Raw genomic sequence first — 24,069 nt, forward strand, 5'->3', positions numbered from 1 at the left:
CTCTCCTCCGTGGTCGTCAGCCCGTGCAGACCGGAGGAGGGGAGCGGACTCATCGGCGCGACCTACAACGCCGGCCGGTAGAAGGACTCCCCGGGGAACGGGCCGCCGACGACGCTGTTCTCCACGTCGTCCTCGGGGCGGTCGGGCAGCCGGTCGGCCCAGGCCTCGGCGTCGTCCTGCGGGTCGTAGCCGATCGCCCGGCCCGGCTCGAGGTCCCACCAGGCGCGGGTGTTGCGGCTGATGCCGTAGAGCACGTGGAAGCCCGGCGCGGGGGCGGTCAGCGACGCCTCGACCATCCGGACGCAGTCGTCGTGGGAGAGCCAGGTCGCGAGGTTGCGGCGCACCTGGGGCTCCTCGAGGAACGAGCCGATCCGGCAGGCGACGGCGTCGACCGCGTAGCGGTCGGCGTACAGGGAGAGCAGGCCCTCGGCGGCGACCTTGGCGGTGCCGTAGAACGTGTCCGGCCGCGGTCGTACGTCGGTCGTGAGCAGCCCGTCGTCGAGCCCGGCGCGCGGGGTGCGGCCGACGGCGTGGTTGGACGAGGCGTAGACGATCCGCCCGACGCCGTGGGCGACCATCGCGTCGAGGAGCGCGGCCGTGGTGATGACGTGGGAGGTGATCTCGGTCGGGAGGTCCTCCTCGCCCGGAACGCCCGCGAGGTGCACCACCGCGTCGAGCTGCTCGGCCCCGAAGACCGCCGCGACCGCGTCGCGGTCGGCGCAGTCGGCGGTGTGCCAGGCCCCCTGGTAGCCCTCGGGGGGCGGCACCAGGTCGAGCGCGACGACCTCGTGGCCGCGGTCGGCCAGGCCGACGGTGACGACGCGGCCGATGCTGCCGGCGGCGCCGGTGACCAGGACCCGCATCAGATCCGCCCCACGATCTCGGACAGCAGCCCGCCCATCCGCACGGCGGCCGAGCGGCCCGCCTCGAGGACCTCCTCGTGGTGGAGGGGCGCGTCGGAGATGCCGGCGGCCAGGTTGGTGACCAGGCTGATGCCGAGCACCTCCATCCCCGCCTCACGGGCCGCGATCGCCTCGAGGGTGGTGCTCATGCCGACCAGCTCGCCGCCGATGGCCCGGACCATGCCGATCTCGGCGGGGGTCTCGTAGTGGGGGCCGGGGAACTGGACGTAGACCGCCTCGTCGAGGCTCGGGTCGACCTCACGGCACAGCCGCCGCAGGCGGGGGCTGTAGAGGTCGGTGAGGTCGACGAAGTGGGCTCCCTCGATGGGGGAGTGTGCGGTCAGGTTGATGTGGTCGGAGATCAGCACCGGTGTGCCGGGCGACCAGGTCTCCCGCAGGCCCCCACACCCGTTGGTGAGCACGATGGTTTCGCAGCCCGCCGCTGCGGCCGTCCGCACGGGGTGGACCACGGCGGCGACGCCCTTGCCCTCGTAGAAGTGGGTGCGGCTGAGGAAGACCAGCAGGTTCCTGTCGCCTGAGCCTATGCTGCGGATCCGGCCGCTGTGGCCCGCCACCGCGGCGGCGCCGAAGCCCGGGAGGTCGGTCGTCGCGATCTCCGCGTTCACCGTCCACCCGTCCCGGTCGGCGAGGGCGTCGACGGCCGGGAGCCAGCCCGAGCCGAGGACGAGGGCGATGTCGTGGTGGTCGACGCCGGTGAGCCCGGCGAGCACGTCGGCAGCCTCTCGGGCTCGCTGGTGGTGTTCGGTCACGGGGGCACCCTATGACCAGGGCGCCCCCGCCCGTCAGCCTCAGGCGCCGACCGACGACATGTCGGCGTACCGGTCGCCCCGCACTGCTCCGCGCGGGACCGCCGCGTCGAGCGCGGCCACGTCGTCCGCGGTGACGGCGACGTCGGCAGCGGCGACGTTCTCCTCGAGGTACTTCACCCGCTTGGTGCCCGGGATCGGGACCACGTCGTCGCCCTGGGCGAGCACCCAGGCGAGCGCCAGCTGACCGGGCGTGACCCCGCGGCGCCCGGCGATCTCGCGCACCCGGTCGACGAGCCCGAGGTTGGTGTCGAGGGCGTCCCCCTCGAACCGCGGGAACCGGCCTGCCCGCCGGGCGTCGTCGTCGCCGAGGCTGTCGCGGGTCACCGCACCGGTGAGCAGCCCGCGGCCGAGGGGGGAGTACGGCACCAGCCCGATGCCGAGCTCGCGGACCGTCGGCAGGATCTCGTCCTCGAGATCACGGGTGAACAGCGAGTACTCGCTCTGCAGCGCGGTGACCGGGTGGGTCGCGTGCGCCCGCCGGATGGTGTCGGCACCGGCCTCGGAGAGCCCGAGGTGGCGGACCTTGCCCGCCTCGACCAGCTCCGCCATCGCGCCGACGGTCTCCTCGATCGGCACCGAGCGGTCGACGCGGTGCTGGTAGTAGAGGTCGATGTGGTCGACGCCGAGTCGCTGCAGGGAGGCGTCGCAGGCGCTGCGGACGTAGTCGGGGCGACCGTTGATCCCGACCCAGGAGCCGTCGGGGCGCCGTTCGTTGCCGAACTTGGTCGCGAGCTGGACCTCGTCACGACGGTCGGCGATCGCCTTGCCGACCAGCTGCTCGTTGGTGAACGGGCCGTACATGTCGGCGGTGTCGAGGAAGGTGACGCCGAGGTCGAGGGCGCGGTGGATGGTGTCGAGGCCGTCCTGCTCGTCGCGAGTGCCGTAGAACTCCGAAATCCCCATGCAGCCGAGGCCGAGCGTGGAGACGGTCAGGGGGTGGGTGGACCCGAGCGTCCGGGTCCCGAGAGTCGGTGCTGTGGTCATTCCCCCAGCCAACTCCCCGGGACCAAACGTGCTACAGGCCGGTCGATCGGCAGGGCCGTCGGCGCAAGGCAGCGACGTAGTCGGCGGGCGCGTCGGCGGCCTCGGCGGCGTCGGCGAGGATCCCGAGGTACGACGCAGACGGCAGCCCGCCCTCGTAGGCGTCGAGGACGTAGATCCACACGACCAGCTCGCCGGTCATCGTCGACACCCGCACCTTGGTCTTCCGGTAGAGCCCGAGGTCGGCGCCCTCCCAGCCGTCGAGGGCGGCCTCGTCCTCGCGGGTGATGTCGTAGACGGCGACGAAGACCTGCTCGATCGGGTCCTCCACGATCGTCGACAACGCGCCGTCCCAGCCGTGCTCCTCGCCGCCGAACGTGAGTCGCCAGCCGGTCAGCCAGCCGGTCGTCCGCAGCGGTGAGTGCGGGCACCGTTCGCCCATGCGCGCGGGATCGAGATTGGTCCCGTAGGCGGCGTAGAGCGTCACGGGGAGCAGGCTATCGAGCGCGGAGCCGGCCCCGGGCCCCGCCACGGCGATGGTGTGCTGGGCCCGCGGCCGGTCCGCATTCGCCGCGCCGTGCGCCGGTCACTAGGCTGCCAGCGTGAGCGACACCCACTTCGATGTCCTGGTCCTCGGCGCCGGCCCCGGTGGCTACGTCGCCGCGATCCGCGCCGCGCAGCTCGGCAAGTCCGTCGCGGTCGTCGAGGAGAAGTACTGGGGCGGGGTGTGCCTCAACGTCGGCTGCATCCCCTCCAAGGCGCTGCTCAAGAACGCCGAGCTGGCCTACACGCTGGCGAACGAGCGGGAGAAGTTCGGCATCGAGGGCGAGGCGACGATGCGGTTCGGCGCGACCCACGCCCGCAGCCGCGAGGTCAGCGACCGCATCGTCAAGGGCGTCCACTTCCTGATGAAGAAGAACAAGATCACCGAGCTCGACGGCTGGGGCACCCTGAAGTCGGCCACGGAGATCGACGTCGACGGCACGGCGTACACCTTCGACCACCTGATCATCGCGACCGGAGCCACGGTCCGGATGCTCCCCGGCATGGAGGTCAGCCAGAACGTCGTGACCTACGAGGAGCAGATCCTCGACTCCGAGCTCCCGTCGAGCATCATCATCGGGGGGTCCGGCGCGATCGGCGTCGAGTTCGCCTACGTGATGAAGAACTTCGGCGTCGACGTCACGATCGTGGAGTTCCTGGACCGGATGGTGCCGACCGAGGACCGCGACGTCTCCAAGGAGCTGCTCAAGCACTACAAGAAGCTCGGCGTGAAGGTGATGCTCTCGACCAAGGTCGAGAACGTCGAGGACACCGGCTCCGGCGTCCGGGTCACCGTGTCACCGGCCGACGGCGGGGAGTCTCAGGTCATCGAGGCCGACAAGATGCTCGCGGCGTTCGGGTTCGCGCCCCGGCTCGAGGGCTACGGCCTCGACGCGACCGGCGTCGAGACCACCGAGCGCGGCGCCATCGCGATCGACGAGTACGGCCGCACGAACGTCGACAACGTCTTCGCGATCGGCGACGTCACCGGCAAGCTGATGCTGGCCCACACCGCCGAGGCGATGGGCGTCGTGGCGGCCGAGACCATCGCCGGCGCCGAGACGATGCCGGTCGAGTTCGACTTCATCCCGCGCGCGACCTACTGCCAGCCGCAGATCGCCTCCTTCGGCTACAGCGAGGAGCAGGCCAAGGAGAAGGGGTACGACGTCAAGACGGCGTCCTTCCCGTTCTCGGCCAACGGCAAGGCGATGGGGCTCGGCCACGCGGTCGGCTTCGTGAAGGTGGTCGCCGACGCCGAGCACAACGAGATCGTCGGCGCCCACCTGATCGGCCCCGACGTCACCGAGCTGCTGCCGGTGCTGACGCTCGCGCAGAAGTGGGACCTCACCGCCGACGAGGTGGCGCGCAACGTGTTCGCCCACCCGACGCTCACCGAGGCGGTCAAGGAAGCCGTCGAGGGCATCGCCGGCCACATGATCAACCTCTGATGGCCGATCGCGTCGTCATCGTCGGTGGCGGGCCGGGAGGCTACGAGGCCGCCCACGTCGCTGCCCAGCTCGGCGCCGACGTGACCGTCGTCGACACCGACGGGCTCGGCGGGTCCGCGGTGCTGACCGACTGCGTCCCGAGCAAGACGCTGATCGCCACGGCCGACCTGATGACCGAGATGGGTGGGGCGCACGAGCTCGGCGTCGCCTTCCACGACCACGAGGGCGACGCCGCGGTCGGCGTCCAGGTCGACCTGGCGCAGGTCAACGAGCGGGTGCTGGCCCTGGCCCACGACCAGTCCGACGACATCTCGCGCCGGCTGGAGCGCGACGGGGTGAAGGTCGTTCGAGGCCGCGGACGGCTCGCGGCGGCCGACCGCGTGTCGGTCTCGCTGGCCGACGGCGGCGAGGACACGCTGGCCGCCGACGCCGTGCTGCTCGCGACCGGTGCCCGGCCCCGGGTCCTCGACACCGCCGAGCCCGACGGCGAGCGGATCCTGACGTGGGAGCAGGTCTACGGACTCACCGAGCTCCCGGACCACCTGGTCGTCGTCGGCTCGGGGGTCACCGGGGTCGAGTTCGCCTCGGCGTACCTCTCGCTCGGGATCGAGGTCACCCTGGTGTCCTCGCGGGACCGGGTGCTGCCCGGCGAGGACGCCGACGCCGCGAGGGTGCTCGAGGAGGTCCTGACCCGGCGGGGGATGAACGTCCTGTCGAAGTCGCGGATGGCGTCGGTCGCCCGCGACGGCGACTCGGTGACGGTGACGCTCACCGACGGCCGGACGGTCGAGGGCTCCCACTGCGTCCTGGCGCTCGGCTCGGTGCCCAACACCGCCGACCTCGGCCTCGAGGAGGCCGGGGTCGCCACCGACGACGGCGGGTTCGTGGCGGTCGACCGGGTCTCGCGCACCTCCGTGCGGGGCGTGTACGCCGCCGGCGACTGCACCGGCGTGCTGATGCTCGCCTCGGTGGCGGCGATGCAGGGCCGGATCGCGATGTGGCACGCGCTCGGCGACGCGGTGACCCCCCTCGACCTGAGCCAGGTCTCCTCCAACGTGTTCACCTCCCCGGAGATCGCGACGGTCGGCTGCTCCCAGCAGGCGGTCGACTCCGGCGACATCGCCGCCGAGGCGGTGACGCTGCCGCTCAGCGGCAACGCCCGCGCCAAGATGCAGGGGGTGAAGGACGGCTTCGTGAAGCTGTTCTGCCGCCCCGGCACCGGCATCGTCGTCGGGGGCGTCGTGGTGGGTCCCCGCGCCAGCGAGCTGATCCACCCGGTGTCGATCGCCGTCGCCGGCACCCTCACCGCCGACCAGCTCGCGCACGCGTTCACCGTCTACCCGTCGATGAGCGGGTCGGTCGCCGAGGCGGCGCGGCGGCTCCACCACGTCTGAGCCGGGTACCGGCCTCGTCGCCTGCCCGGGCGTGTCAGGATGACCGCCATGTCTCGGGGGATCCGCCTGCTCGCGCCTGTCGTCATCGCCGCCGTCGTGCTGGCTCTCACCACGTCGCCTGCGGTGGCGGATCCCGGCCACGACGTGCCGGACGACGCCGACATCGTCATCATGGGCGACGGGTCGGGGCACGGCATCGGGATGTCGCAGTACGGCGCCTACGGCGCGGCCCGCGCGCCGTACTCGATGAGCTCTCGGCAGATCCTGCGCTTCTACTACCCGGGGACCGGGCTCGGCACGGCACGCGGGCAGGTGAAGGTGTGGATCAGCGCCGACCGTGACCGCGACCTGCGGGTCGACGACCGCCAGGGGCTGACGATCCGCAGGGTCGGTGGTCGTACGTGGCGGCCGCGCGTGCCCCGAGCCAGCAAGTGGCGGGTGACGCCCGCGAGGGGCGGCGTCCACGTGATCCGCTATCGGGCCCGGACCTGGAGGACCTGGAAGCGGGTCCGTGGCACCGTCGAGCTGTCCGCCGGCGGCCGGCCGCTGAGGCTCCGGACGCCGAGTGGTGCGGTCCGCTACCGCGGTGCGCTGCGCTCGACGCGGCTGCGGAGCGGGCAGCGGATCACCGTCAACGTGCTGCCGCTGGAGCAGTACCTCCGTGGGGTCGTCCCGTCCGAGATGCCGGCCGGCTGGCCGCAGCGGGCGCTCCGCGCGCAGGCGGTCGCCGCCCGGACCTACGCCGTCCACGAGCGAGGCGACGGCAACACCTACTACGACGTGTGCGACACCGCCGCCTGCCAGGCCTACGGCGGCGCGAGGAGCGAGGAGCCCGCCACGACCCGGGCCGTCACCGCGACCTCCGGCGACGTGCTGACCTTCGGCGGCCAGACGGCGCTCGCCATGTACTCCGCCAGCAACGGCGGGTACACCGTCGACGGTGGCGAGCCCTACCTGCCCGCGCAGGACGACCCGCACGAGGGTGACTCCGATGACTACTACGGCTGGCGTCGGACCTTCACCACCAGGCAGTTCGAGAAGGCCTTCGGCCTGGGCAACCTCACCTACCTCCGGGTGGAGACGAGGGACGGTCGCGGGCCTCGTGGCGGGCGGGTGACCGAGGTGCGGATGCGGACCGAGGGAGGCTTCGACGAGCCGGTCGACGGCGAGAAGGTGCGCCGGAACCTGGGGCTCCCGTCGTCGCTGTTCGAGGTCACCCGGGTGCGTTGAGAACTACCGTCCTGTAGTTCACGAGAACCGCTGGCGGGTCCTCCGGGACCGTGGTGCCATGTCCCACGAGTCCCATCCGTCACACCTCCCCCGGAGCCCCCCATGCGTCCGCTCGGCCCGGTCCTCGCCCCCGCGCTCGGCACTGCCGTCGGCACCGTCGTGGCCGTCGTGGCGACCTCCCTCGCCGCGTCCCCGGCGTCGGCCGCCGACAGCTGGGACGTCCCGCGGTCGGCGTCCCTCACCGTGAAGGGGCACGGCTACGGCCACGGCCGCGGCATGTCCCAGTACGGCGCCGAGGGCGCGGCCCGCGAGGGGCTCGGCTGGCGGCAGATCACCGACTTCTACTACCCGGGCACCAGCCGGGGACGGGTCGGCGGCCGGATCCGGGTGCACGTCAGCGCCGACACCACCGACGACCTCGTCGTCGTCCCCCGCAGCGGCCTCACGGTGACCGACCTCGGCACCGACACCACGCTGACCCTGCCCGACCGCGACACCCACCGCTGGCGGGTCGTGCGCTCCGGCTCCGGCCACCGGGTGCAGTGGCAGCGCGGCACCCGGTGGCGCACCTGGCGGACTCTGTCGGGCAACGGTGTGTTCGCGGCGTCCGGCGAGCCGGTCCGGCTGGTCACCCCCGGCGGCGCCCGGGCCTACCGCGGCACGCTGACCGCCGTCCCGCTCTCGGGCGGCCGGGTCACCGTCAACACGGTGAACCTGGAGTCGTACCTGCGCGGCGTCGTCCCGCTCGAGATGCCGGCCCTGTGGTCGCCCGCCGCGGTGCGCGCCCAGGCGGTCGCCGCCCGCACCTACGCGGCGTACGAGCGGGCGCACCCGCGCTCGTCGGCGTTCGACGTCTACGACACCACCGCCAGCCAGGTCTACGGCGGCGTCGGTGCCGAGCACTCCGCCTCCGACGCCGCGATCCGCGCCACCCGCCGCCGGATCCTGGAGCACGACGGTGCCGCCGCGTTCACCCAGTTCAGCTCCAGCAACGGGGGCTGGTCGGTCCGGGGCTCGGTGCCCTACCAACGGGCCCGACGCGACCCCTACGACGACTGGAGCGGCAACCCGGTCCACGCGTGGTCGGTCACCGTCTCGGACGCCACGTTCGAGCGCGCCTGGCCCGCGCTCGGGAACCTGCGCCGGATCCGGGTGGTCGGCCGCGACGGGAACGGCGAGTGGGGCGGGCGGGTCACCCGGATGCGCCTGGTCGGGTCGCGGAGCTCGGTCTCGGTCTCCGGCGACACCATGCGCTCCGCGCTCGGCCTGCGGTCGACCTGGGTCACGTTCCGGGTCCGCTGACCCGGCTCAGGGCTGGGCGTGAGCAGCGCCCGGGACCCATCCCCGGGCCGCCCCGTCAGCCCCGGATCAGGCAGAAGGGGTGGCCCGCCGGGTCGAGGAAGACCCGGAACCCGCCGGTGGTCGACGGCTGGTGGTCGTGCTTGCGGGCTCCAGCCGCCAGGACGGCCGCTTCGGAGGCGTCCATGTCGGGCGTGGCGAGGTCGAGGTGCATCTGCTGCGGGTGGGCGCCACCCGGCCAGGTGGGCTCGACCCAGTCGTCGATCCGCTGGAAGGCGAGGGCCGTCCGCCCGTCGGGGTTGTCGGGGGACAGCCCGCCACCGGGTGGTGCCAGGGTCGCCCAGTCACGGTCCGCACCGTCCTCGACCGCCCAGTCGAGGATCCCGGCGTAGAAGCGAGCGAGCTCCAGGGCGTCCGGGCAGTCGATGACGAGCAGGTCGAGCTTCGGCGTGGGGGTCATGCCCCGACCCTAGGCAGGATTCCGGACGAACCGCCTCCGGAACGGGTCAGCCGGCGGCCGCGTCCGTGATCAGCCGCAGCACCCGCGCAGGGTGGCTCATCATCGGGACGTGCGAGCTGCGGACCTCCACCGTGGTCGACCCGGCCCGCTCCGCCATGGCGCGCTCCGCCTCCGGCGGGATGATCCGGTCGTTGCTCGCCACCATGTACCAGCTCGGGATCTCCTCCCAGGCGGGCGGGCCGGACGGGGTGACGAGCGCGGCCAGGGCCCCGGGCCGCTGCGAGGCGGCCATGAAGGCCGTGGTCCGCCGCGGCAGGTCCTGCGCGAAGAGCCGGTGGAAGTGGGCGGGGTCGATGTAGGCGTCCGCGTTGCCGCCGCTCGCGCCCGGGAAGGGGCGCAGCACGAGGTGGTCGGTGACCTCCGTGTGGCCGCCGCCGAGGCTGTTCGCCGCCGCCACGCTCTCGCCCTCGGCGAGGGCGTACGCCGCGACGTAGACCAGCGCCGTCACGTCCGGGTCCCCGGTCGCCGCGTTCGTGATCACAGCGCCGCCGTAGGAGTGGCCGACCAGCACGACCGGCCCCTCGATCGTGTCGAGGAAGTCACGCAGGTAGGCCGCGTCGTCGAGCGGTCCGCGCAACGGGTTGGAGAACGCGAGCACCGGGTAGCCCTTGGCGAGCAGCCGGGACGCCACGGCCTCCCAGCCGCTGGAGTCGGCGAACGCGCCGTGGACCAGCACGATGGTGGGCTTGCTGCCGTGGTCGCCGTACGACGCGGGTGCCGCCGACGGCGCCGCGGCCGTCAGCGAGCTCGTGGCGAGCATGAGCACCGTGGCCAGTCCGGCAGCCAGGGTCGAGGCGCGGCGGACGCGTCCGGGGCGGGCGATGTTCATGGTGGTCTCCTCGGGTCGGTGGGACCGGACCAGCGTCGTCCGGACGGCTCGCGCACCGGACCACGTGGGGCACGTAGTCGTACGGCTCGTCACCGCGGCACGGGATGACTACAGTCGTCGGGCATGGGAGGGGAGGGCCCGCTCCTGGGGCGGGGCCCGGAGCTGGAGCAGGTGCGCCGTCTCGCTGCGCACGCCCGGAACGGTCGTGGGGGTGCGCTCCTGGTCCTGGGCGAGCCGGGCATCGGGAAGACCTCGCTGCTCCGCGCGGCCGCCGCCGCGGTTCCGGACTTCCGGGTGCTCCGGGCCGACGGCCACGAGGCCGAGTCGACGATCCCGTACGCCGCGCTCCAGCGCCTGATGATCCCCCTCCGGGAGCACGTCCCCGCGCTCCCCGGGCGCCACCAGCAGGCACTGCGGATCGCCACCGGGGTGTTCACGGGCCCGCCTCCGGACCGGTTCCTGGTGGGTCTCGGGACCCTCGGCCTCCTCGCCGCGGCCGGTGAGGTCGCCCCCGTCGCGTGCTTCGTCGACGACACCCACTTCCTGGACCCCGAGTCGCTCGACGCCCTGGCGTTCGTGGCGCGCCGCCTGGAGGCCGAGTCGGCCGTCCTGGTCTTCGCCAGCCGCGACGTCCCCGAGGTCGAGCAGCGGATGACCGGCGTACCGACGCTCCGCCTCGACGGGCTGCCGCAGGAGGCCGCGGTCCGGCTGCTCACGTCGCGGCTGCCCGAGCCGATCGACCCTGCGGTGGCCGCGCAGATCGCGGCCTCCACAGGGGGCAACCCGCTCGCCCTGACCGACCTCGCCGTGGAGCTCAGCGCGGCCCGGCTGGCCGAGGCGGGCTTCGCCGAGGAGCCGGTCCCCGTCGGACACCACCTCCAGGCCCACTACCTGGGCCGGGTGCGCCAGCTCACCGACCACCAGCAGCGGTGGCTGCTGGTGGCGGCCGCGGACTCCACGGGGAACCTGGACATGATCCGCGCGGCGGCCGAGACCCTCGGCCTCCCGCCGTCCGCGGGGGAGGAGGCCGAGGCGGCCGGGCTCGTCGAGCTCGACGTCTCCGTGCGGTTCCGGCACCCGCTGGTGAGGGCGGCGGTCTACGGCGCTGCTCGCGGCGCCGACCGGCGGCGGGTGCACGCCGCCCTGGCGGCCGCGGCCGCGGGACTCGACGCGTCCGCGCTCGAGGCCTGGCACGCCGCCAAGGCCACCCTGGGGACGGACGCCGACGTCGCCGACCGGCTCGAGAGCGTCGCCGACCTGGCCGGCCGGCGCGGCGGATCCATCTCGCGCGCCAGCGTCCTGGTGCAGGCCGCCGCGCTGACGCCGGACCGCGCGCGAGCCGGCCGCCGCCTGGTGGCCGCGGCGGAGGCCGCCCTCGCCGCGGGTGTCGCCCAGTTCGCCAAGGGGCTGCTCGACGAGGTCGACGAGGACGACCTCGACCCGCTGACCCGCGGCCGGATGGTGGCGGTCCGGGCCAGCGTGGCGATCTTCACCGCCGACCCCGCGCTGCGCAGTGCCACGTCCGACATGCTGGTCGCGGCCGAGGCGATGGCGTCGTACGACGTCGGCGCCGCCCAGGACACCCTGATCCAGGCCATGTACTTCCTGCTCCCCGCCGAGCGGCTGGCCACCGGCATCACCCTGCCCGAGCTCGGGCAGCGGCTGCAGGCGGGTGCCGAGCTGCAGGACGGCGTCCCGGCGACGATCCTCCGGGGACTCGCGGCCCACGTGATGCTGCCCTACCCGGAGGCGGTGCCCCTGATGCGGAAGGCGGTCGACGAGATCAGCGGCCTCGAGGCCGAGCAGCTGCTCATCTACGGCCCATCGGCCTCGTCCTCACCACGGCCCTGTGGGACGCGCCGGCGATGCACCTCTGCCTGCAACGGACCATCGACGGCGCCCGCGACCTGGGCTCGCTCCGGGTGCTCGACATGACCCTCTGGGCGCGGTCGCTCGCCGAGCTGCGCGCCGGCACCCCACGACGGGCCACCCAGTGCATCGAGCAGGTCCGGGACCTCCGTCGGGCCATCGGCTACGACGGGGAGCACGTCGTCAACCCGGCACTGATGGCGTGGTCGGGTGCTCCGCCGGACCAGGTCGAGGCGTTCTCCGAGCAGGCACGGGCCATCGGCATGGGCGGGGTGCACGCGTCGGGGATCACGGCGCTGGCCGTGCGTGAGCTGGCGGACGGGGCCTACGAGCAGGCGTTCCTGCGGTTGCAGCCGTTCGTCGACGACCCGTTCCTGCAGGTCACCCCGCTGGAGTACGCCGACTTCGTCGAGGCCGCGGTGCGCAGCGGCCGGCCCGACTCCGCGATGCCCTTCGTGGACCGACTGGAGCAGCGAGCCGCCGCCAACGGGTCCCCGTGGGCCGGAGGAGTCGCGGCCAGGGCGCGCGGGCTGGTGTCGGAGGAGGCCGAGGAGCACTTCGGCCGGGCCCTCACCCTGCTGAAGCCGACGGGCGTGGAGATCGAGCTGGCCCGTACCCACCTCCTCTACGGCGAGTGGCTGCGTCGGGCCCGGCGTCGCCGGCAGGCGCGGGAGCACCTCCGGACGGCCACGGACCTGTTCGAGCGGGGCGCGTCCCCTACGTTCGCGGCGCGGGCGCGACGCGAGCTGGAGGCGACCGGGGAGGTGCCTCGCGATCCCGGGTCCGCCGCGGGGCCGAACCTGACCACCCAGGAGCTCACGGTGGCGCGGCTCGCCGCCGCCGGCTCCACGAACGCCGAGATCGGCGCGACCATGTTCCTCAGCGTCAACACCGTGGACTACCACCTGCGCAAGGTGTTCCAGAAGCTCGGCATCTCCTCGCGGCGGCAGCTGTCCGACCGACTGCGACCGGAGGAGTCGGCCGGGCGGCGCTGACGGACTACGCACGCCACGTGGTCCGGGCCCGGAGGGGCGGCACGAGGCTGGGGGAGCCCAGCCGAGGAGGACGCCATGCCCTTTGTCACCGCCGACGACGGCGCGCAGATCTTCTACCGGGACTGGGGCGAGGGAGGCACACCGGTCGTCCTCAGCCACGGGTGGCCGCTCAACAGCGACGCGTGGGAGGCCGCCGCGCGGTTCCTCGCCGAGCACGGGCACCGCGCCGTCGCCCACGACCGGCGCGGCCACGGCCGGTCCAGCCAGACCTGGCACGGCAACGAGATGGACACCTACGCCGACGACCTGGCCACCCTGATGGACTCGCTCGACCTCGCGGAGGCGACCCTGGTCGGCCACTCCACCGGGGGTGGCGAGATCGTGAGGTACGTCGGCCGGCACGGCACGAGCCGGGTGGCGAGGCTGGTGCTGGTCTCCGCCGTCCCGCCCCTGATGCTGCGCACCGACGACAACCCGGAGGGCCTGCCGATGGAGGTCTTCGACGGGATCCGGGCGGGGGAGGCGGCCAACCGGTCCCAGCTCTACCGCGACTTCGCCGACGGCCCGTTCTTCGGTCACAACCGGAAGGGGGACGTCGCCCAGGGCTTCCGCGACGCCTTCTGGCTCCAGGGCATGGCGTGCGGCCACCGGGCGGCCTACGAGTGCATCGCCGCGTTCTCGGCCACCGACTTCCGGCCGGACCTGGCGAAGGTCGACGTGCCGACGCTGGTGATCCACGGCGACGACGACCAGATCGTGCCCTTCGAGGTGGGCGGCAAGCGCTCCGTGGACATGGTCGACGGGGCGGTGCTCACCGTCTACGAGGGCAGCGGCCACGCGCTGCCCGACACCGATCGCGACCGGCTGCACGCCGACCTGCTCGCCTTCATCGACTCCTGAGAGGAACCGACTCATGAACGACCGACCCGACACCGTCGTCCTGGTCCACGGACTCTGGATGACTCCCCGCAGCTGGGAGCACTGGGTGACGCACTACGAGGGCCGCGGCTTCCGGGTGCTCACCCCGGCGTACCCGGGATTCGAGGTCGAGGTGGAGGCGCTCCGCGCCGACCCCACGCCGATCGCCGTGGCCGACATCATCGAGACCATCGACCACCTGGCCTCGGTCGTGCGGTCCGTGGACACCCCGCCCATCATCATGGGCCACTCCTTCGGCGGCGCGCTGACCCAGATGCTGCTCGCCCGCGGCCTCGGCTCCGCCGGCGTGGCGATCGACTCCGCCCCGACCGAGGGGGTCCGGGTGAACCCCGTCTCCCAGGTCAAGAGCCTCTTCCCGGCGCTCAACAACCCGGCGAAGCGCCACCAGGCCGTGGGCTTCACGGCCGAGCAGTTCCACTACGCCTTCACCAACACCCTCGACGAGGAGGCCTCGCGGGCGGCCTACGACCGCTACGCGATCGCGGCGCCCGGCCGCTGGGTGTGGGACTACGGGCTGATCGCCAACTTCAAGCCCGGGCACCAGGAGACCTGGGTCGACTACTCCGCCGACCGGGCCCCGCTGCTGTTCATCGCGGGCGCGGAGGACCACATCATGCCGCCGTCGGTGAACAGGTCGAACTACAAGCACTACAAGAAGTCGCCGGCGGTGACGGAGTACGTCGAGCTCGAGGGGCGCGACCACTGGACCTGTGCCGCACCCGGCTGGGAGGCGGTCGCCGACCGCGCCCTGGACTGGGCGGTCGAGCACGCGCAGCCGATGGCGGCGCCGGCGGGCTCCTGACCGGTCAGCTCGTCGACACGGCTGGAATCGATTGACAATCGATAGATAACCCTCGATAGTCGTCACATGCTGACGACTCGACGGGTGGTGTACCTGCTCCGCGCGCTGCTGGTGCTGGCGTTCCTGGCGATCGTGCTGCTGCAGGTGATGAGCGTGCCCGGCACGCTGTCCTACAACGCCGACCAGAGCGAGGACCCGTTCTGGTACTGGCCGCTGCTGGTGGTGCTCGAGACCGAGCTGGTCTGCGCCCAGGTGGTCGTCGTCGCGACGTTCCAGCTGCTGGGCATGGTGCAGCAGGACCGGATCTTCAGCGACTCGGCGTTCCGCTGGGTCGACGTGATCCTCGCGGCGATGGCCCTCGGCTGGGTGGTGTGGGCCGCCCTCGGGGCGTTCGTGTTCGCCACCAGCGACGACCCCGGGCTGCCGCTCGTCGTCTCGATCCTGCTGCTCGCGGGCGCCGTCGTCGTCCTGCTGATGCTGGTCATGCGCACCCTGCTCCGCCAGGCCACGACGCTCCGCACCGACATGGACGCCGTGATCTGATGCCCATCGTGGTCCGGATCGACGTCGAGCTGGCGCGGCGCAAGATGAGCGTGGGCGACTTCGCCGACGCGGTCGGGCTCACGCCGGCCAACGTCGCCGTGCTCAAGAACGGCCGCGCCAAGGCGGTCCGGTTCAGCACGCTGGAGGCGATGTGCCGGGTCCTCGACTGCCAGCCGGGGGACCTCCTCGAGTGGGTGCCGGAATGACGCCGGCCCGCCTCGGGGGCGTCCCTGACTTCACCCCGGTCCCGCGCGTCGAGCGTGTCCAGGAGACCGCCGCGAGTCCTACGGTGATCCCGTGATCACGACCGGGGGACTGACCAAGCGGTACGGCCGGGTGACCGCGCTCGACGACCTCAGCGTCACCGTTGACGCCGGCATCACCGGGCTGGTGGGCGCGAACGGCGCCGGCAAGTCGACGCTTCTGAAGATCCTGCTCGGGCTGCTGCCCGCCACCGAGGGCACGGCCCGGGTCCTCGACCTCGACGTGCGCACCGACGGGCCCGCCATCCGCGAGCGGATCGGCTACATGCCCGAGCACGACTGCCTGCCGCCCGACGTGACGGCGACCGAGTTCTGCGTCCACATGGGGCGGATGTCCGGACTGCCGGCCACCGCGGCCCGCGAACGCACGGCCGACGTGCTCCGCCACGTCGGGCTCTACGAGGAGCGCTACCGACCGATGGGCGGCTACTCCACCGGCATGAAGCAGCGGGTCAAGCTCGCCCAGGCGCTGGTCCACGACCCGGGTCTGGTGCTGCTCGACGAGCCGACCAACGGGCTCGACCCCGCAGGCCGAGACGACATGCTCGAGCTGATCCGGCGGATCGGCCAGGAGTTCGGGATCTCGGTCCTCGTCACCTCCCACCTGCTCGGCGAGCTCGAACGCACCTGCGACGGCATCGTCGTCATCGACGGCGGCCGGCTGCTCCAGCACTCCACCACCGCCTCGGTCACCGCCGAGACGTCGGTGGTCGCGGTGGAGGTCGACGGCGACCCGACCGGGCTCGTCGCCCGGCTGGGCGAGCGGGGCGTCGGCGTGCAGCCGCACGGGGGACTGCTGCACGTCGACGTCACCGACCCTGCGTCGTACGACGTGGTGCGCGACGCGGTCGCCGGCCTCGGCCTCGGACTGGTCCGGATGGAGCGGCAGCGGCACCGGATGACCGAGATATTCACCGAAGGTGCCCCCCATGTCTGAACCGACGACGCCGACGACCCCCACGGGCCAGATCCACGACATCGGCTACCGCCACTACGACGGCCCGCGGCTGGGAGCCCGCTACATCGCCCGGTCGCTCTTCGTCGACACCCTGCGCGGCACCTTCGGCCTCGGCCGCTCCGCGCGGTCCAAGATCATGCCGTTCGTGCTGGCGGCGGTGCTGGTGCTGCCGACCATCGCGATCGGGATCGTGACCAGCTACTTCAAGCTCACCACCCTCCCGCTCGGCTACACCTCGTACGCCTTCTCCTTCCAGGTCGTGATCACCATCTTCCTGGGCGCGCAGGCCCCGGCCGCGATGTCCCGCGACCTGCGGTTCCGGGTGGCGCCGCTGTACTTCTCGCGCCCCCTGAGCCGTCAGCAGTACGTCCGCGCCAAGTACGCCGGCATGACGACCGCGTTGTTCATCCTGGTCGGGGTGCCGATCACGCTGCTCTTCGTCGGGGCGTGGCTCGCCGACCTCCCGTTCGACGAGCAGTGGCCCGACTACCTCCGGTCGATGGCCGGCGCTGCGGTGCTCGCGCTGGTCCTGGCGGGGATCGGGCTGGTCGTCGCGGCGATGACACCCCGCCGCGGGCTGGGCGTGGCCGCCGTGGTCGGCGTGCTGCTGGTCCTCAGCGGCATCCAGGCGACCGTGCGGGCGATGGCCGAGGAGTTCGGCAACGACACCTTCGCCGGTTACGCCGGCCTGATCTCGCCGTTCACCCTGGTCGACGGCATCATGTCCGGCCCGCTCGGTGCCGAGTCGGTCATGGCGACGCCACCGCAGGGGGTCCTGATGGCGACGGTCTACTGCCTCGTCGCCGTGCTGCTGGTCGTCGGGTCGTACGCCGCGCTGGTACGCCGCTACGGGAAGGCACTGTCGTGAGCACGCTGGATCTGGAGCAGGTCTCGCGCTGGTACGGCAACGTGGTCGCGGTCAACGACGTCACCATGCGGCTCGGCCCCGGCGTCACCGGGTTGCTGGGCCCCAACGGCGCGGGAAAGTCGACGCTGATCAACATGATGGCCGGCTTCCTGGCGCCGTCGGCCGGCAGCGTCACCCTCGACGGCCGGACGCTGCTCCGCGACCCTGAGATCTACCGCGACATCGGCCTGGTCCCCGAGCGCGAGGAGATGTACGACGCGGTCACCGGCTGGTCGTTCGTGCTGGCGAACGCGAAGCTGCACCAGCTCACCGACCCCGCGGCCGCGGCGCGACGGGCGATCGCCACCGTCGAGATGGAGGACGCCCAGGAGCGTGACATCCGCACCTACTCCAAGGGCATGAAGCAGCGGATCAAGATGGCGACCGCGATCGTCCACGACCCGACCGTGCTGCTGCTCGACGAGCCGTTCAACGGGATGGACCCGCGGCAGCGGCTGCACCTGATGGAGCTGCTCCACCGGCTCGGCGACGACGGACGGACGATCCTGTTCAGCTCGCACATCCTCGAGGAGGTCGAGCAGATCGCCGGCCGGATCGAGGTCATGGTCGCCGGGCGGCACGCGGCGTCCGGCGACTTCCGCGAGATCCGGCGGTTGATGACGCAGCGGCCCCACCAGTACACGATCCGTTCCGACGACGACCGGGCGCTCGCCTCCGCGGTGATGGCCGACCCCAGCACCGCGGGCGTCCAGCTGACCACCGACGGCACCGGCGCCACGACCGTGCACGTCCAGGCCTCGGACTTCGCGGCGTTCACCCACGCGCTCCCCGCGGTCGCCGCCCGCCACGGCATCCGGCTGCTGGAGGTCCACCCCGCCGACGAGTCCCTCGAGTCCGTCTTCTCCTACCTGGTGTCGCGATGATTCACCCCATTCGAAGGGAGAACTTCGTTCCGCTCCTGTCTGGTGGCGAACGGGGGCCCCGAAAATGACCGACCTCCTCATGAACCCGACCGTCGCCCGGCTGACCAGCCGCAGCCTGCTGGGCCGCAAGCGCACCCTGCTGCTCTCGCTGCTCCCGCTGGCGCTGCTGTCCCTCTGCACCCTCGCCCGGATCCTCGGCAGCCTCGACGACGACATCGCCGGCCAGCTGCAGGGCAGCCTCTCGGCCGACCTGCTGAGCACGTTCGGCTTCGCGATCATGATGCCGCTGCTGGGCCTGATCGCCGGGACCGGCTCGATCGGCCCCGAGATCGACGAGGGCTCGATCGTCTACCTGCTGGCCAAGCCGCTGAACCGCTACACGATCGTGGTGACCAAGCTGCTGGTCGCGATCGGTGTGGTCACGGCCTTCGGCGCCCTCCCCGTGCTCGCCGCCGGCGTCATCCTCACCGGTGAGCTGGGGGAGATCGCCGTCGCCTTCGCGATCGGCGCCTTCGCCGCAGGCGTCGGGTACGCCGCGGTCTTCCTGCTGCTGGCCGTGATCACCCGGAACGCGGTCGTCGTCGGGCTCATCTACGCCCTGATCTGGGAGTCGCTGGTCGGGGGACTGGTCCCCGGGGCGCAGACGCTCAGCATCCAGCAGTGGGCCACGGCGATCATCGAGAAGACCCTCGGCTACGAGGCGCAGCTGCTCTTCGTGGAGTCCGCCGTCGACTTCTCCACCGGCCTGCTCGCCCTGGTCGGGGTGACCCTCGTGGCCACGGCGTACGCCGGCCGCCGGCTGCAGACGATCCGGCTGCACGACGAGTCGTGAGGTGCCCGCCGCCCCGGGGCTAGGGTCGTGCCACCGGGCCGGGACCGGCCCGCCGGACGGAGGGTGAGTCGTGGGAGCGGACGGGTTCTGGGACCGGGTCGACCGCCACGTGATCCGCTACGGCGGCGCGTTCTCGCCGCGGATCATCGATCGCGCGTCGGGGTCCTACGTGTTCGACGAGTCGGGTGAGGCGATCCTCGACTTCACCTCGGGGCAGATGAGTGCGGTCCTGGGACACTCCCACCCGGACGTCGTCCGTGCGGTGTCCGACTCGGTGTCGAACCTGGACCACCTGTTCAGCGGGATGCTGAGCCGTCCCGTCGTCGACCTGGCGACCCGCCTGGCGGCCACGCTGCCCGACCCGCTCGCGATGACGATGCTGCTCACCACGGGCGCGGAGTCCAACGAGGCCGCGCTGAAGATCGCCAAGCTGGCCACCGGCCGCTACGAGATCGTCTCGTTCGACCGGTCGTGGCACGGCATGACCTCGGGTGCGCGAGCCGCGACGTACTCGGCGGGACGGCGCGGGTACGGACCGCCGCTGCCGGGCAACCTGAGCCTCCCGACCCCCAACGCCTACCGGTCGCCGTTCCGGCGCCCGGACGACTCGCACGACTGGGAGGCCGAGCTGGAGTTCGGCTTCGCGATGGTCGACCAGCAGTCGACCGGGAGCCTGGCCGCCTGCCTGGTCGAGCCGATCCTGTCCTCGGGCGGCATCATCGAGCTGCCGCCCGGCTACCTGGCGCGGCTCCGGGAGCTCTGCGACGAGCGGGGGATGCTGCTGATCCTCGACGAGGCGCAGACGGGGGTGGGGCGCACCGGCACCATGTACGCCTTCGAGCGCGACGGCGTCGTGCCTGACGTGCTGACCCTCTCGAAGACCCTGGGGGGCGGCCTGCCCGTGGCCGCGGTGATCACGACGGCGGAGATCGAGGCGGTCTGCCACGAGCGTGGCTTCCTGTTCTTCACCACCCACGTCTCCGACCCGCTGGCGGCCTCGGTGGCGCTCGCCGTGCTCGACGTGGTCGAGCGCGAGGGCCTGGTCTCCCGGGCCGCGCTGCTCGGGGAGCGGCTCCGGCAGCGGCTGCTCGACCTCCGCGACCGTTACGAGGTCGTGGGCGACGTCCGCGGTCGGGGGCTCCTGCAGGGCATCGAGCTCGTCCGCGACAAGGCGTCGAAGGAGCCGGCCGACCAGCTCGGCCGCGACGTCACCGCGACCTGCCTCGACCGCGGGCTGCACCTCAACATCGTCCAGCTCCCCGGCATGGGTGGCATCGTCCGGATCGCCCCGCCGCTGACCATCGGCGACGACGAGCTGGACGCGGGCCTGGACATCCTCGAGGAGTCGCTGAAGGCCGTCACGTCCGCCGGGTGATGACCCCCGGGCCGAGGGCCGGACACGCCGGCGCGGGCGAGGTCGGCCATGCTGGTCCCATGCGGTTCACCGAGCACGAGCTGACGGTGGCGCTCACGGGCGCGGCCAAGGTGGTCGTCGCGGCACGGCGCAAGGACGTACGCCGCGGTCGGGCCGACATCGACACGGTCTGGGACGAGATGGACCGCTACCAGCGGTTCCAGATCCTCGACCGGCTCGGCGCGCAGCTGCTGCCGGTGCTCGTGGCGCTGCCGGACGTGCCGGTCGAGCCCGGGACCGCGCCGTCGTTCACCGACGACCAGGTGCGCGAGACGGTCGAGTCGGTCGTCAGCGACGACACGGGTCGGTTGCGCCGGGCCGTCGAGGTCACGGCGCGGACCGCGCTCGTGCAGTCGGCCGTCGGCCACCTGCCGCCGCGACAGGACCCCGACGCGCTGACCGTCCCCGACCACCCGTAGCCGGCCGCAGGGCGGCGCGAGACAGGCCATGATGGCCTCCGTGGACGACCTCGTGCGCGCGTGGCTCCTGGAGGGCGACCCCGCCGTCCGGTGGCGGGTCACGGGCGAGCCGCGCGAGCGGGCCAGGATCGCGACCGAGGGCTGGGGTGCCCGGTTCCTCGCCGAGCAGGACGACGCCGGCACCTGGGCGCGTGGCGTCTACTCGCCGAAGTGGACGTCGACGACGTACACGCTGCTGCACCTGCTCTGGCTCGGGCTGGAGCCGCGCCATCCGGGTGCGCTCCGCGGCTGCGAGCGGCTGTGGGAGTGGCAGGCGCGGTGGCGGGTGCCGGTGACCTGCATCGAGAGCATGCTGGTCCGGCTGACCGCCTACTTCGGCCACGACGAGGGGCGGCTGGACGACCTGGTCGCGGACCTGCTTGGAGCAGCAGAACGCCGACGGCGGCTGGAACTGTGCCTCACGCAGCGACCGGGACAAGCACAGCTCGTTCCACACCAGCGTCCAGGCGCTCGAGGCGCTGCACCAGTACGCCGGGTCGGGCGGGCAGCTGGACACCGGATCGGCGCGGCAGCGCGGGCGCGAGTTCTTCCTGCGCCACCGGCTCTACCGCTCCCACCGGACGGGACGGGTGGCGGTCCGGGGGAGCACCCGGTTCCCGGCGTTCCCGGAGTGGCACTTCGACGTGCTCCGTGGCCTCGAGCACTTCGCCGCGGCCGACGCGCCGAGGGACGAGCGGCTCGCGGACGCGGTCGACCACTGCGGAGCGTGCAGCGGAAGGACGGTCGCTGGCCGACGTACGCCCCGTACCCGGGCCGGCGGTGGTTCGAGCTCGAGCCCTCCGGCCCGAGCCGCTGGAACACCTGCCGGGTGCTCGCGGTCCTGGACTGGTGGGGTGCGCCGGACCCCGGACGCCCCGCCCTCAGAGCCCCCGCTGGACCAGGTCGACCGCCGCGGCGAGGTCGTCGGTGAGCGGCCGGTCGCTCCGGTCCTCGCCGAGCAGGGCGGCTGCGGCGTCGAAGACCTCGCGGAGCGGTCCGCCGGCGGGCAGCCGGTCGGGATCCATGCGCAGCGCCCGCACGGCGGCGACCAGCTCGCAGCCGACGACGACGGGGGCGAGCTCGACGATCTGCTCGCAGCCCCACGCGGCCTGGGTGGAGAAGCTGGCGTGCTCCTCCAGGCCGAGCGAGATGGACACGCCGCCGGTCGAGACGGGGGTGGCGAGGATGCGCGCGCGGGCGAGGGCGTCCTGGGCGAGGTACTCCAGGATCATCACCCCGGAGCTGTCGGCCGGGCCGGAGGCGAGGAACGCGGGAAGGCCGGTGAGCGACGGGTCGACGAGCGCGGACAGCCGGGCCGAGGACAGCGAGATCACGGGGTAGAGCGCCTGCCGCAGCGCGTCGAGGGTGGCCGAGAGCCGGGCGGTCACGAAGCCGCCGTGGTGGAGCGGGGTGCCGTCGGCGGTCACCAGCGGGTTCTCCGAGGAGTCGTCGACCTCGACCATCACCGCCTCCGACGTGGTGACCAGTGCGTCGACGAACGGCGCGTGGACCTGCGGGACGGTCCGCAGCGCGAACGGGTCCTGGATCCGCGCCGGCCACCACTCGGCGGGGGACAGCAGCGCCATCAGCCGGGCCGCGACCCGCTGCTGGGAGGCGTCCGGGCGCCCCGCGTGCACCCGCGGGTCGTAGGCCTGGAGGGAGGCCTGGAGGGCGCACGCCGACAGTGCGGTGACCTTCTCCGCGGCGACCGAGAACGTGGTCAGCCGCCGGTGCACCAGCGCCGCGGTGGCGAGGGTGAGCGCGTTGCTCGACATGAACGGCAGGGCATCCCCCTCGTCGAGCTCGGCCACCGGCGCCGAGCCCGCCCGCCACGGTCGCTCGCCGACGAGGGTCAGTCCGAGCTCGGCCAGCGGCACGATGTCGCCGGTGCCGATCGAGCCCGAGCGGTGCAGCTCGGGGACGGCACCCGCGGCGATCGCGGCGCCGAGGGAGGCGGCCAGCCCCGCACTGACCCCCGAGCGCCCCGAGGTGATCTGGTGCAGCCGGATCGCCATCGCGGCGCGGGCCGTGGCGTCGTCGTACAGCTCCCCGAAGCCGGTCGCGTGGCTGCGCCACAGCCGGAGCGCGTGGGAGGTCCCGTCGCCGGGGGTGACGTCGGTGGGGACGTTGCGCAGCGCGCCGACGCCGGTGGTCAGCCCGTAGACGGCGCCCGACCGGGCGGCGGTCCGGAGGTGGGCCTGGGCGATGGTGATCCGCTCGACCGAGGCCTCGGTGAGCTGGACCGGGGCCGGTCCGCCCCGGAGCGCCCACTCGACCAGGTGGTCCAGGGAGAAGCTCGGCGTCGACACGGGTCCAGCATGGACCCGGGCACCGGCCCGGTCACGCCTCGGGTCGGTCCGCGAGCAGGGTGTCGACGTTCGGGAGGTCCTGGAAGCGGGTGACGGTGCCGGACTCGGCGAGCTCGGTGGCCGCCTCCAGGAAGCCGCGCCAGGCGGTGCGGGCGAGGGTTCCGCCGACGCTGATCCGGCGTACGCCGAGGTCGGCCGCCTCCGCGACGGTGATGAACGGCGCGTTGACCAGCAGGTTGACCGGCTTCGGCGCCACCGCGGCCACGACCGCCTCGACGTGCTCCACCCGGTCGAGCCGCGGCGCGTAGAGGCAGTCGGCCCCGGCCTCTGAGTAGGCGGCCAGCCGGCGGACCGTCTCGTCGATGTCGGGGAGCCCGACCACGAAGCCCTCCGACCGGCCGGTGAGCAGCACCCGGGTCCCGCTCTCGTCGATCGCCCGCCGGGCCGCCCGGATCCGCTCGACGGCGAGGTCGACGTCGTAGAGCGGCGCCGTCGGGTCGCCGGTGGAGTCCTCGACGGACAGGCCCGCGATCCCGGTGGCGGCGGCCAGGCTCACGTGCCCGGCGACCTGGTCGGGCTCGACCGCGTAGCCGTCCTGGAAGTCGGCGTTCACCGGCACCCGGACGGCGCTGGCCACCGCTCGCAGGTGGGTGAGCGTCTCGTCGAGCGTGGCCTGGGTGTCCGGCCGACCGAGCGTCCAGGCCAGCCCGGCGCTCGTCGTCGCCAGCGCCCGGAAGCCCATCCGCTCCAGCGCGCGGGCGCTGCCCACGTCCCAGGGGTTCGGCATCACGAAGCACCCCGAGGCGTGCAGCTCGTGGAACGCCGCGGTGCGGCCGTCGTACGCGCTCATGCGTGGCTTCCTCCCGTTGCTCCGCACTGTAGTCCCGTCCGATCGGCTCGGGCCGCGCCGACGGAGACGG

General features: G+C 73.0%; 25 protein-coding genes. 16 read left to right on the top strand and 9 right to left on the bottom strand.

Annotation, left to right across the window (positions count from 1 at the left end; all coding sequences use genetic code 11):
- Positions 1–62 precede the first annotated feature (62 nt).
- From ACQ1X7_RS04300 to ACQ1X7_RS04315, 4 genes are read right to left on the bottom strand one after another with little or no spacing between them, the layout of a single operon-like run.
- Entirely contained in the window at positions 63–863 is an 801-nt protein-coding gene (locus tag ACQ1X7_RS04300; protein ID WP_432476918.1) for an NAD-dependent epimerase/dehydratase family protein, read from the bottom strand.
- Positions 863–1,672, bottom strand: coding sequence for a purine-nucleoside phosphorylase (locus ACQ1X7_RS04305; protein ID WP_432476919.1), 810 nt, complete (start codon positions 1,670–1,672; stop codon positions 863–865). Before ACQ1X7_RS04305 ends, ACQ1X7_RS04300 begins: the two co-directional genes overlap by 1 nt.
- Positions 1,673–1,711: 39 nt before the next feature.
- Positions 1,712–2,716, bottom strand: a complete 1,005-nt coding sequence (locus ACQ1X7_RS04310) for an aldo/keto reductase (protein WP_432476920.1) — start codon at positions 2,714–2,716, stop codon at positions 1,712–1,714.
- A gap of 31 nt (positions 2,717–2,747) precedes the next feature.
- Positions 2,748–3,200: a gamma-glutamylcyclotransferase gene (locus ACQ1X7_RS04315; RefSeq protein ID WP_432476921.1), complete on the bottom strand. Its 453-nt coding sequence runs from the start codon at positions 3,198–3,200 to the stop codon at positions 2,748–2,750.
- A gap of 115 nt (positions 3,201–3,315) precedes the next feature.
- On the opposite strand from ACQ1X7_RS04315, the gene lpdA reads away from it, so the two are divergent.
- The 4 genes from lpdA (at position 3,316) to ACQ1X7_RS04335 (ending at position 8,630) form a co-directional block, all read left to right on the top strand.
- Positions 3,316–4,704 carry a dihydrolipoyl dehydrogenase gene (gene lpdA / locus ACQ1X7_RS04320; RefSeq protein ID WP_432476922.1) on the top strand — a complete coding sequence of 463 codons (1,389 nt, stop codon included), beginning with the start codon at positions 3,316–3,318 and terminating at the stop codon, positions 4,702–4,704.
- On the top strand, positions 4,704–6,098 hold the full coding sequence (locus ACQ1X7_RS04325) for an NAD(P)H-quinone dehydrogenase (protein WP_432476923.1): 1,395 nt from the start codon (positions 4,704–4,706) through the stop codon (positions 6,096–6,098). The genes lpdA and ACQ1X7_RS04325 overlap by 1 nt, the downstream gene beginning before the upstream one ends.
- A gap of 48 nt (positions 6,099–6,146) precedes the next feature.
- Positions 6,147–7,328 (top strand): SpoIID/LytB domain-containing protein, encoded by a 1,182-nt coding sequence (locus tag ACQ1X7_RS04330; protein WP_432476924.1) that lies wholly within the window; start codon positions 6,147–6,149, stop codon positions 7,326–7,328.
- Between the two features lie 102 nt (positions 7,329–7,430).
- Positions 7,431–8,630: a SpoIID/LytB domain-containing protein gene (locus tag ACQ1X7_RS04335; protein WP_432476925.1), complete on the top strand. Its 1,200-nt coding sequence runs from the start codon at positions 7,431–7,433 to the stop codon at positions 8,628–8,630.
- A gap of 55 nt (positions 8,631–8,685) precedes the next feature.
- Here ACQ1X7_RS04335 and ACQ1X7_RS04340 read toward each other — a convergent pair whose 3' ends face one another.
- The gene (locus tag ACQ1X7_RS04340; protein ID WP_432476926.1) at positions 8,686–9,087 is read right to left on the bottom strand and encodes a VOC family protein; all 402 of its coding nucleotides are present in this window, start codon (positions 9,085–9,087) and stop codon (positions 8,686–8,688) included.
- Between the two features lie 46 nt (positions 9,088–9,133).
- The gene (locus ACQ1X7_RS04345) at positions 9,134–9,976 is read right to left on the bottom strand and encodes an alpha/beta fold hydrolase (RefSeq protein WP_432476927.1); all 843 of its coding nucleotides are present in this window, start codon (positions 9,974–9,976) and stop codon (positions 9,134–9,136) included.
- A 123-nt stretch (positions 9,977–10,099) separates the two neighbouring features.
- Between ACQ1X7_RS04345 and ACQ1X7_RS04350 the strand changes: the two genes are divergently transcribed.
- The 12 genes from ACQ1X7_RS04350 to ACQ1X7_RS04405 all read left to right on the top strand — a co-directional run bounded on the left by ACQ1X7_RS04350 (position 10,100) and on the right by ACQ1X7_RS04405 (position 20,801).
- Positions 10,100–11,911, top strand: a complete 1,812-nt coding sequence (locus ACQ1X7_RS04350; protein ID WP_432476928.1) for an AAA family ATPase — start codon at positions 10,100–10,102, stop codon at positions 11,909–11,911.
- The gene (locus ACQ1X7_RS04355) at positions 11,842–12,840 is read left to right on the top strand and encodes a LuxR C-terminal-related transcriptional regulator (protein ID WP_432476929.1); all 999 of its coding nucleotides are present in this window, start codon (positions 11,842–11,844) and stop codon (positions 12,838–12,840) included. The genes ACQ1X7_RS04350 and ACQ1X7_RS04355 overlap by 70 nt, the downstream gene beginning before the upstream one ends.
- A gap of 75 nt (positions 12,841–12,915) precedes the next feature.
- On the top strand, positions 12,916–13,740 hold the full coding sequence (locus tag ACQ1X7_RS04360) for an alpha/beta fold hydrolase (protein ID WP_432476930.1): 825 nt from the start codon (positions 12,916–12,918) through the stop codon (positions 13,738–13,740).
- A gap of 13 nt (positions 13,741–13,753) precedes the next feature.
- Complete coding sequence (locus ACQ1X7_RS04365) at positions 13,754–14,581, top strand: alpha/beta hydrolase (RefSeq protein WP_432476931.1); 828 nt, start codon at positions 13,754–13,756, stop codon at positions 14,579–14,581.
- 66 nt (positions 14,582–14,647) lie between these two features.
- Positions 14,648–15,124, top strand: a complete 477-nt coding sequence (locus ACQ1X7_RS04370; RefSeq protein WP_432476932.1) for a DUF2975 domain-containing protein — start codon at positions 14,648–14,650, stop codon at positions 15,122–15,124.
- The gene (locus ACQ1X7_RS04375; protein ID WP_432476933.1) at positions 15,124–15,330 is read left to right on the top strand and encodes a helix-turn-helix domain-containing protein; all 207 of its coding nucleotides are present in this window, start codon (positions 15,124–15,126) and stop codon (positions 15,328–15,330) included. Before ACQ1X7_RS04370 ends, ACQ1X7_RS04375 begins: the two co-directional genes overlap by 1 nt.
- 91 nt (positions 15,331–15,421) lie before the next feature.
- On the top strand, positions 15,422–16,324 hold the full coding sequence (locus tag ACQ1X7_RS04380) for an ABC transporter ATP-binding protein (RefSeq protein ID WP_432476934.1): 903 nt from the start codon (positions 15,422–15,424) through the stop codon (positions 16,322–16,324).
- Entirely contained in the window at positions 16,317–17,213 is an 897-nt protein-coding gene (locus ACQ1X7_RS04385) for an ABC transporter permease (protein ID WP_432476935.1), read from the top strand. Before ACQ1X7_RS04380 ends, ACQ1X7_RS04385 begins: the two co-directional genes overlap by 8 nt.
- Entirely contained in the window at positions 17,210–18,136 is a 927-nt protein-coding gene (locus ACQ1X7_RS04390) for an ABC transporter ATP-binding protein (protein WP_432476936.1), read from the top strand. The genes ACQ1X7_RS04385 and ACQ1X7_RS04390 overlap by 4 nt, the downstream gene beginning before the upstream one ends.
- A 64-nt stretch (positions 18,137–18,200) precedes the next feature.
- Positions 18,201–18,968: an ABC transporter permease subunit gene (locus ACQ1X7_RS04395; protein ID WP_432476937.1), complete on the top strand. Its 768-nt coding sequence runs from the start codon at positions 18,201–18,203 to the stop codon at positions 18,966–18,968.
- A gap of 70 nt (positions 18,969–19,038) precedes the next feature.
- Complete coding sequence (locus tag ACQ1X7_RS04400) at positions 19,039–20,343, top strand: aspartate aminotransferase family protein (protein ID WP_432476938.1); 1,305 nt, start codon at positions 19,039–19,041, stop codon at positions 20,341–20,343.
- Positions 20,344–20,402: 59 nt separating this feature from the next.
- Entirely contained in the window at positions 20,403–20,801 is a 399-nt protein-coding gene (locus tag ACQ1X7_RS04405) for a hypothetical protein (RefSeq protein WP_432476939.1), read from the top strand.
- A 198-nt stretch (positions 20,802–20,999) separates the two neighbouring features.
- Here ACQ1X7_RS04405 and ACQ1X7_RS04410 read toward each other — a convergent pair whose 3' ends face one another.
- The 3 genes from ACQ1X7_RS04410 to ACQ1X7_RS04420 form a co-directional block, all read right to left on the bottom strand.
- Entirely contained in the window at positions 21,000–21,143 is a 144-nt protein-coding gene (locus ACQ1X7_RS04410; RefSeq protein WP_432476940.1) for a hypothetical protein, read from the bottom strand.
- A 578-nt stretch (positions 21,144–21,721) separates the two neighbouring features.
- Entirely contained in the window at positions 21,722–23,149 is a 1,428-nt protein-coding gene (locus ACQ1X7_RS04415) for an aromatic amino acid lyase (protein ID WP_432476941.1), read from the bottom strand.
- A 31-nt stretch (positions 23,150–23,180) separates the two neighbouring features.
- Entirely contained in the window at positions 23,181–23,999 is an 819-nt protein-coding gene (locus ACQ1X7_RS04420) for an isocitrate lyase/PEP mutase family protein (protein ID WP_432476942.1), read from the bottom strand.
- Between the last annotated feature and the right edge of the window lie 70 nt (positions 24,000–24,069).

Origin of the sequence: Nocardioides sp. GXQ0305, from assembly GCF_050880345.1 — a bacterium.
GTDB lineage: Bacteria > Actinomycetota > Actinomycetes > Propionibacteriales > Nocardioidaceae > Nocardioides.